Source organism: Pseudomonas sp. NFACC13-1 (assembly GCF_900104425.1).
GTDB classification, from domain to species: domain Bacteria; phylum Pseudomonadota; class Gammaproteobacteria; order Pseudomonadales; family Pseudomonadaceae; genus Aquipseudomonas; species Aquipseudomonas fluorescens_AA.
On the sequence record NZ_FMXV01000057.1, the window covers coordinates 1 to 8,665 of the forward strand.

Annotated in this window: 7 protein-coding genes; 1 reads left to right on the forward strand and 6 read right to left on the reverse strand. The window is 49.7% G+C overall.

Annotated elements, in window-relative coordinates; genetic code table 11:
• From BLQ55_RS30860 to BLQ55_RS30875, 4 genes are all read right to left on the reverse strand, one after another.
• Positions 1–290, reverse strand: a 290-nt coding sequence (locus BLQ55_RS30860) for a DUF6124 family protein (protein WP_092259486.1), incomplete at its 3' end; no start/stop codon positions are given.
• Between the two features lie 576 nt (positions 291–866).
• Complete coding sequence (locus BLQ55_RS32660; protein WP_256326675.1) at positions 867–1,556, reverse strand: hypothetical protein; 690 nt, start codon at positions 1,554–1,556, stop codon at positions 867–869.
• A gap of 165 nt (positions 1,557–1,721) precedes the next feature.
• Complete coding sequence (locus BLQ55_RS30870; protein WP_092259489.1) at positions 1,722–2,855, reverse strand: type IV toxin-antitoxin system AbiEi family antitoxin; 1,134 nt, start codon at positions 2,853–2,855, stop codon at positions 1,722–1,724.
• Positions 2,856–3,068: 213 nt separating this feature from the next.
• Positions 3,069–3,722: a hypothetical protein gene (locus BLQ55_RS30875; RefSeq protein ID WP_176814273.1), complete on the reverse strand. Its 654-nt coding sequence runs from the start codon at positions 3,720–3,722 to the stop codon at positions 3,069–3,071.
• Between the two features lie 272 nt (positions 3,723–3,994).
• Here BLQ55_RS30875 and BLQ55_RS30880 point away from each other — a divergent pair, with 272 nt between their 5' ends.
• Positions 3,995–6,892, forward strand: coding sequence for a DEAD/DEAH box helicase (locus BLQ55_RS30880; RefSeq protein ID WP_092259492.1), 2,898 nt, complete (start codon positions 3,995–3,997; stop codon positions 6,890–6,892).
• Positions 6,893–7,147: 255 nt separating this feature from the next.
• Here the strand turns inward: BLQ55_RS30880 and BLQ55_RS30885 are convergent, their stop codons facing one another.
• Together BLQ55_RS30885 and BLQ55_RS32345 are read right to left on the reverse strand one after the other, a co-directional pair.
• The gene (locus BLQ55_RS30885; protein ID WP_256326676.1) at positions 7,148–8,236 is read right to left on the reverse strand and encodes a hypothetical protein; all 1,089 of its coding nucleotides are present in this window, start codon (positions 8,234–8,236) and stop codon (positions 7,148–7,150) included.
• Between the two features lie 211 nt (positions 8,237–8,447).
• Positions 8,448–8,665 (reverse strand): hypothetical protein (locus BLQ55_RS32345; RefSeq protein WP_218130132.1); only part of this gene is annotated, 218 nt, incomplete at its 5' end.

Sequence of the window (8,665 nt, forward strand, 5' to 3'; positions counted from 1 at the left end):
CCGAGGGCGATGTGGCGGCGGGGGCCTTCCAGGTCGAAAGCCAGGTTGCTGATCATCGCGTCGGCGGATGCCAGGTTTTCGCTGAGGTTGGCGAGTAGGCATTCGTTGTCGGCATTTTTTGCCACGGTGAAGAGCTGGTCCGGTTTGGATGCATCTTCAGACTTTTCCGGTTTCGGTAGCAGGTAGTAATCCAAGGCGCGCTTTTCTGCTTCGTTTTGTTTCTTCGTTTTGGATTGGGTGGACGCAGAGGTGCGATCTGCTTCGGGGGGATTTGGTGTTGGCTTGAACATGTGCTGATACTCCATGGTTAAGCCGCAACCTCTTCCCTACTAAAAGAAGGGTGGCGGCTGTACGCAGGTTAGTAGACCGGGGAGATCAGCATTGCCGGCGCGCCGAAGCGCCCTGCGCACAGCCACCATCAAGGACAGGTTAGGAACCTGTTTCGATAGAGCTCGTACATCTTACTGACACAACCCCGGGCTACTAAACCCGACCACTGATGGGCAGTGGCAGGGAAACGATAGAACCCAGGGGCAAGGCGCACAAGCGGGCGGATTCTGGCGTAGTTGTAGGCAATGGCGCAAGGATTCGTAGCTTGGTGGAAGTGTTGCGGAGGGAGAATAAACAAGCCTTCGTAATGCCCAGGATTCGGGGCGAAGGCGCTCGCTCCCGCCCGGTGGTGCAGCGGTTTTTCTGTAGGAATGCGCCGGCTTTTTTGGGGCGGCTTCGCCGCCCAGCGGGATAAATCCCCTCGCCACAGAATGCGCGTTTACCGCTACCGCCTTGTGGAAGCGAGCTTGCTCGCGATGGCGGCAGCACAGCGGTCATGCCAGAGTGCAGTCTCAAGGTGTTTGAACAACCTGAAGTCAGGCCATTTGAGCTTCAATTTCTGCGAGCAAGCCTTGAATTAAGCCTGCCGCATAACGCTGTGCGCTAATGAGGTCGTCTTCATCTTCGCCGCCATGAAACCGTGCGTATGCGACTGCCCCTACTTTTTCAAAACCTTCGCTGAAATGATCATCGCCAAAGCGCCGGGCCAATGCAGCCAACCCATCGCTTACGGCCTCTCCATGCCGCCCCGTGCGAATTCGCTCGACAAAAAGCCTGGCAACATTTTCAAGTGAGCCTGAGTACCGAACTACATGGATGAGATCCGCTGCATCCTTGTTCTCTTGCCGCTGGTCAAGGGCAAGCGCTTTCAGAATCACGAATGCAGGCACGTCTGCAAAACGTATGATATCGACCGACATTCCTCCACTGTCGAGCAGTTGAGCACCGACCTCTTTTTCTTGATACCAGTCGTGCACGATTCTGGCGTGTTTAATGGTGAGTGCTGAGACCTGCTCACCGCTGACGCTTACGGCCTTTCCAGGTTGCTCGTCACCGGCATCACGCAGTAGCTCTACGACGACCTCAATATGCTCATCAACTTGTCTGCGCCATCTCCAAGACGTTGGTTTTCCATTCTCGACCCAACGTACAAATCCTCGCGCCTTCAACTGATCGGCAAGGCTAACGTATTCGTCGCCGGTCGCTAGGACTTCCAGGTTCAGCACAATGTCTACATCAGACGTACCCGCATGCGTTGGCACATCTGGTGGCGCCTCTGGAGTCAGGTAGCGAGGCACTAGGCCGCCGACTAAACGCACTGAGTAGCGTAAGCAAGGTCCTCTCACAGGCGTGCGTCACATCAGCGTCGTACCCCGCAGCCGTGCGGGGTTTCAATTCCTTGCCCATTCAACCTCCAAAAAATTCCTGATGTGCTCAGCCAGCTCTTTGTTTCGCCCTCTACCATCAAGGAGATCAAGATACAGAATGTATGGGCTTGCAAAATATGCAGGGTATTCAGGGTGCGGCTGCCTGAACAGCAAGCTAGCGCCTTCACGCTCAGTGATGGTTACGTTCGACCCTTTTTTTGCGGGCTTGAGCCCGAGCATATCCGCCATGTCCTGCGTATACCCCTTAGGAACAATCAGGTCGACGGTGTCTGTGCTTGTGAGCAAGGGGGCGAATATGTTTCCAGCAGCGGTACCTGTGAATGCCCATGGATAATCGACCTGCTTTTCGGCAACCGTTTCTGCAACCCGGGCAAGTAGGTGCTTTGAGCTTTCCACAAACGTATACCAAGTGGATGAGTTCTCACGTGCTCGCGCCTGCCATTGCTCGGCCCACGCGTCCAGTAAGGCTCCAGGGTTGACCAACCGTCTCCGGCGGGTCGGCCCTCCACCTACAGACTCGCACCATTCGCGCTGCGTTAGCTCTTGAAGCACCAGTGAGCAGGTGTACTGAGAGGTTTCTGCCAAATTCGATAGCTCGGTTCCCGTCAGCCATTCATGACTGTGCATTAGCAGCGAATGAATGACGTTTTCGCGAGCACCTGTAAAAAGCTGTATCGCTCGCCTTGAGGTGTTGGGTTTTGATGGCCGCTGTATATCAACTAGCCAGTGGCCATGTTTTAGGTAGAGGCTTCCACCTAGCTCAAAAAATGCGATGTCTCTCTCTTTCAGTTCTTTCTTTGCGCCAGGACTCAGCGATTCCGCTGCAATCATCCGGACACTATCCACATCGCGGAGGCGATTTCGTTCAAAACTGTCCAGGCGCCAGACTGCGTCTCGGATGTCTCGCGGGTAAGCACTGCCAATGACCTCGACGAGGATCTTTAGGTCTTTAGCTGACATGCTCAGCTCGATCACACCGTCGGGACTTGCGTTTAGGCCTTCATGCCCATGATAAAAATCTAGGCCTGAGTGCACTTTAACGTGTGCCTCGTGACCAAAGGCGTCAGTGAGACTGTGCTCTAAGCTATCCAAGACCTGACCCTCAAGCTTGGAGTCCCAATCATGATGTCGTTCCATATCTTAGCTCCAATCCCATCTTTAGCTGGCCAGCAAAACCTCTGCGAGAAGCAATACCTTAGCTCAAACTAGGTGTTTAGCTGAACAGCTAAATAAGCCTAATAAGCTAATCATAGATCATTTTTTGACCTATAAGGATCCTGGGCGCGTTAGGACGGGCTTGTAGCTGGTTGGCGACGGTGCTTGCTCCTCGCTCGGGGGCGGCTACGCCGGTCAAACGATTGAATCGAGATCCAGCGTATACGGTTCACCAATGGCGTACCCGTGAGCACCACGGATCAATTCACTGTCGTCATCCAGGGCCGGTGCCATCGCCAGTTGCTCCACCTCCCTGTTTTCTGGGTGTGCCTGCCAGCGGGTCAGGTTTTGTGCCAGTTGCCCGGGGTGTTCCGACAAGCTCCCATAGACGTCTTTTTCGCTGACCGATGCAGTGCGCAACGTAGCCAGACGCGCGCGGGTGCTGTGCAGCTTGTCGACCTCGCGAATGAGCGCAATGTTGATGTCGCTTTCGCTACGTCCATTGGGTGCGTTCCGTCCCGCCAGGGAGCGCTCTGCATCACGCAGCTGTTGGGTAATGCGTGCCAGCGCATTGTCGATCCATTCATATTCGCGTTTTGTCGCCAGTGGGCTTCCGGTTATGTGCGCTTCCTGCCAGCGCCGCAAGGTCGCCCAGCAGGCGGGGATGTAGCTGGGGAGCATGAAATGGTTGCCGGTCTGGATGAGTTGGGCCAGTAAGGCCGGGCGGTCCGGTAGGCCATGTTTATGCTCGAGGGCCACCTCGCAGGCGGCGTGTTGGGTGATGGTGTCGACCAGAGAAAGTCGCCCGGTTGGACAAACAATCCGACCGCTAACGGCCATAACAGTCATTCGGTCTCTGAGAAACTAGAAGCGATTCAAAGCGGGGACCCAAAAAAGCGAATCCAGCACATGAATCAGCGTAATTCTAATAAAAATTAGGTAGTTACATATTATATGGCTATGCATTTTACAGCCCTGCCTTTCCCAGATAGCCGCTCTGACGCTTAGTAGGATGGCCAATATGGCCATTTAATGCTACGTATGCTTCTGTCGGATTCGGATACTCGGCGCCCAGATTGCTCTGGACGCTTGCACCCAAACGCATACAGGAGTTACTAGACATGAGGGATACCTTTCCAGTAGAACACGGTCTGTCCGCATCTGTGGCCGATGGGTTGGTCTACCGATCCGAGGGGGCGATTTCCCTCACTGATGTTCAGTACCTCGCGTTGGAGTCTGGCGTGGCGCATGGACAAAATATGTTGGTAGTTTCCCCTACCTCCACCGGAAAGACCCAAATTGGGCTCTGGGCTATAGCTGAAGGACTACTCACTGGGAATAAAACAGTCTATCTGGTGACCCATCGCGCACTGGCCAAGCAGAAATTTGAAGACTTTAAAATGTTGTTGTTGGACAGATATCTGGAGGGCGATGGGGCTTCCATGGTTATTGCCACGGGGGACTATGTCGAAGATGCTACGGGACAGTATTCTGCGGCTCCTCTAAGTGCTCCTGTGGTAATTGCTACATATGAAAAATATTTAGCGCTACTGTCGGCATCTGGGGTGCCGAAAAGCATGCAGAATACGATTGTTGTGTGCGATGAAATTCAGTTGATGGGAGACGAAAACCGCGGGCAAAATGTTGAAGTCCTTTTGACACTTATGCGGAATGCGGGTTGGAAACAGTTTGTAGGATTGTCAGCAGTTTTAAAAAGCAAGGACGCCCAGGACTTAGCGAACTGGCTGCGTGTTCAGCTTATTTTCGAGCGAAAGCGCGAAAAACATCTACGGTATGAATGTTGGATTGGCGATCAGATCTATTCAGTAAGTAGTGCGAAGCCTGATGTGATGGAATCGGATAGGAGACTGCCTGTTGGAGTTAAAGCCGAAACGATTTCAGCTTTAACATATCTGCTTAAGCAAGATAATCCACCGCTTCCAATCATAGTTTTTTGCATGAAAAAGCAAGATACTTATGATCTTGCTGAGGCTTTTGTAGCCTCATACCACAAGGGTAAGCAAGGACAGCTGTCGTTAGAGTTTGATACCCTGCCTGAAACTTCAGCTAACACGATGTTGGCGAAGATTCTCGGTCTTCGAGTTGCGAGTCATAACGCGGATCTGACTGACGAAGAGCGAGGAATAGTTGAAAGATATTTATCGGAAAATAAGCTGGATGTTGTATTTGCTACAAGTACTTTAGCAGCAGGTGTGAATTTCCCTCTAGGGGCTGCAATATTTGCTAATTGGGAACGCTGGGACGGCCAGCAAAGGCAGTATGTCGCGATAGATAGCGCAGAGTTCCACAACATGTCCGGGCGGGTCGGGCGTATGGGTTTTGAACATGCAGAAGGGCGTGTAATATACTTTGGTACCGGGCCGCAACGAGCATTAGCTACAAGTTATCTATCAATAGAGCAGCTTCCTGAAATCAAAGCGCGAATTGTACCTGCTAGGTTTGGTCAGCTTTCACTGCAACTGATATCTTCAGGATTGTGCAACAACAGAGCCGAGCTTGAAGAACTTGTTTGCACAACATTCAGTGCGTTAAGGGAAGAAGATAATAACTTAACTGCATTTAAGACGTGGCCGAGTAAAATAGGTGTTGCACTGACTGGGTTGATTGATGCTGGTTTCGTCGTTGAAACGTCTGGTGGGGATTTGAGCCCTACGCCAGTAGGGCGAGCGGTCGGGTTCAGTGGTTTACTACCTGAAACCGGGGTGTATTTAATCAACTTTCTGTCTAGGAAGTCGCTTTATTTGGCAGAGCTAATTGGGCAGCTTGAATCGGCGGATCTCAAGTCTAGGCTGGAGATGCTTGTTTTTTCTGCATGTTTATCTAGCCCTGAATTTCGTCCGAGAAATGGAGTTAAACCTACTCGGTTCCTGCCTTATCCGTTGAAAGATCCCATTTATGATGCGCAGCACCTCGCAGATGACTTAATGGAATCAATTTGGCAAGTTGATCCAGTACCTACTAATGCGGCATGGTTGTGCCAGAAGTGGACTAGCGGCGTTGAGATTAGGGCAATTGAGCGTGAAGTTAAATCTCTGAGTGCTGGCGCTATAAAAGAAATGAACAGAAACCTATCCTGGGTCCTACAGGGCCTAGCTGGGATAGCTATGTCCGCCGCCGATAAGCGCGTGCCGCCAGTTCTTCGTCCGCCACAATTAAGAGTGGATGACACTTTGCTGCGCGCTATATCTAAGTTAACGCGCTACATTCGAAGATTAGCATACAGAGTCCAAGAAGGATTGCCGGACGACATTCTCTGGATGACGGGGGTATCTGCGGCGGGTAGTGCTTTAAAGCTATATAGACATGAAATGTTGCTCCTGAAGCAGCATGGAATCACAACGCCGCAATTGCTTATGCTTGGCAGTCCTGAGGCGAACGCAGCAAGAGTTTTAGCTTTTGTTAAATCTAAGCCTAATGCTCAAGCTAAAGCAAATTGGGTACGGGATGCTTGTCGAGATTGGAAAGTTGACCAGCGAAAGCGAATGTCTGTAAGGCATCTAAAACGAGCTAGCAGATGCGATAGCAAGGTTCTAATTGAGAGCTATTATGAGGCAAAAGGTGATGCGTTTGAGGTGGCGTTCGAGCAGGTTCTTGTACAGCTAGGTGTAGCGTTTGAGAAATTAGATGACAAGACTAAAACTGGTGCGCCCGATTATCTAGTCAAATTCTTCGATTCGCCTTCTGTTGTGGTTGAGCTAAAATCGAAAGAGGGAGATAAGCTTGTCGATTACAATAAAGCGGTAGAGGTTTTAGCGGCCTCCGAAATACATGGCTATAAAGATTGTTTTTGCGTAACTCTTTGCCATCCCGGAGTAGATCCGAGTGTGCCACAACAAATTGCATTCTGTGGCCGGTTAAGCGTGGTTGAAAGCGGGGATTTGGGTGAGGCTCTATTGCGACTGTGCGAGGGAGGCCTAACACAACAACAAGTGTGGCAGTGGCTCTGCACTCCTGGGCAAGCCGTCGCAGAAGACCTACCATTTCGTTTGTATAATTGATTAGTTTTTAAGAGGAATTTGTGAGACCTATAGCCCTGCTAATTCTAGTAGGACTATAGGCTTTATATTTAATGCTTAGGCGATCTTGATGACGTTCAAAATTGTGATGAATCGCCCATGGTTTCGTGGACAGTTCCGACTGGCTGCTTAGGATCGAAAGCAGTCACTAACGTACACGCCAGTTGTTTTGAGGGAATGACCGATTTTTGTGCTAATAAAAGTATACGGTGGGTCAAGTGTGACCTGCGGGTGTTGTTAGTTTTTTCTGTTACTTACGTTTCTTTTATATTTTTCTAGAAGATGCTTGTCATTTGCGCTCGCATGTAAGCTTCTTATAGCGTCGTCCGTAACAGGAGTTTTACCAAGCTTCGCTCCGTATACCCCATAAGGCACGACCGCTTGTCTCTGCTCGAAGTCGCGAAGGATTAGACGTGTTTTTTCCAAAGCATTTAGATACTTTCCAGCAATCCCGACAAGATCACGCGATTTGATATCTGAGATTATGTATCGGTGAATAACTCGATTTCTCAAATTGTAGAGTTCATTTAAACTGTCGAAAGTTTCCAAATCAATTATTTGAGATTTTAAAGCATCTTCGAAGACCTTTCTCTCCATTATTCCCTTTTCACCATCTGCTTGGTAAAGGTATCTGGTTTCGATATGATCCGTCTTTTCCTCCAGCTGCTTTGCAATTACCAGGCTCAATCTTAAATATGCATCTATTTGATTCGCTGCAATCGCAATAATCTCAATGCATGCCACTGCGTTAATTGCTGTGTATAGAAGATCGTGTGACGCCGCAAGAGATCCTGTGAATCGATCAAACTTATCGAGATCAGCAGCTAGTTTACGATCATTCTCTGGGACAATCACAACTGAGCATAGAACTTTATTCACAATTGCGAGCTGTTCATCAATCCTCTTGTCGCCTTCAAGGGCCGCATCGTAGATATACTTGCCTATCAATGCTTGATCATAATAAGCTCCAAAAAACAGATGTGTGCAAAATTCGGAATCATCTTCCCTGGACTCCTTCCAGCTTAATTTTCTTACTCCGTTTGGATTAGCTTTAGCGATGCTAGGCGCAAGCTCGCTCAACGGATAGCAACTTAACTGAAAGCAGCCTACGGGGTCTTCATAAAGCTGAAAGCCGTAAGGCGACCTCTCTTCATAGTCGCCATGGCCTGAATTAAGATACTGCCAATCGATTGGGATTTGAATTAAAAGTATCCCGTTTGGCTCAGTCCAGTGTTTCATATATACCTGCCATAACGCATTTTTTCGCTCTAAAAACAAACCTAACTTAACAGTTGGTACGCAGAAGTGGCCGATTCTTTCGGGCACTTGTGCCGCATAGTTCTATTTGTCTATGAATAACCCTTTGGTCCGTTATTCCAAGCGCTAGTCACGCGAGAAGGGCAAAAGAGTCACGACAAAATATTTCCGAGAATACGAAGTAATCAGCAGTGTGTCTACGCTCAATCATGGGCTGAGCATTTCAGTTCATTAATGTCAGCTTCTGGCCGGTTACTGTTTGTGGCTAGAGGGAGATTCATCATAGGGAGAATGGAAAAGACGTTATGTCAGTCGGGACGTCGCGAAGGTGATTTGAGGTGTATTCGACCGCATCGTCGATGCCTTTCACTATTCCTGTAGTCCACACGCGTCCAGCCGTGTGTCCGTGGCAAATCCTTAATTCTCTGCCCTTGGTCAGGATTTTCTTAAGTGGGCCAAGAAAATCTTCAGTTGAGGCGGTTTTTCTGATTTTTTCTT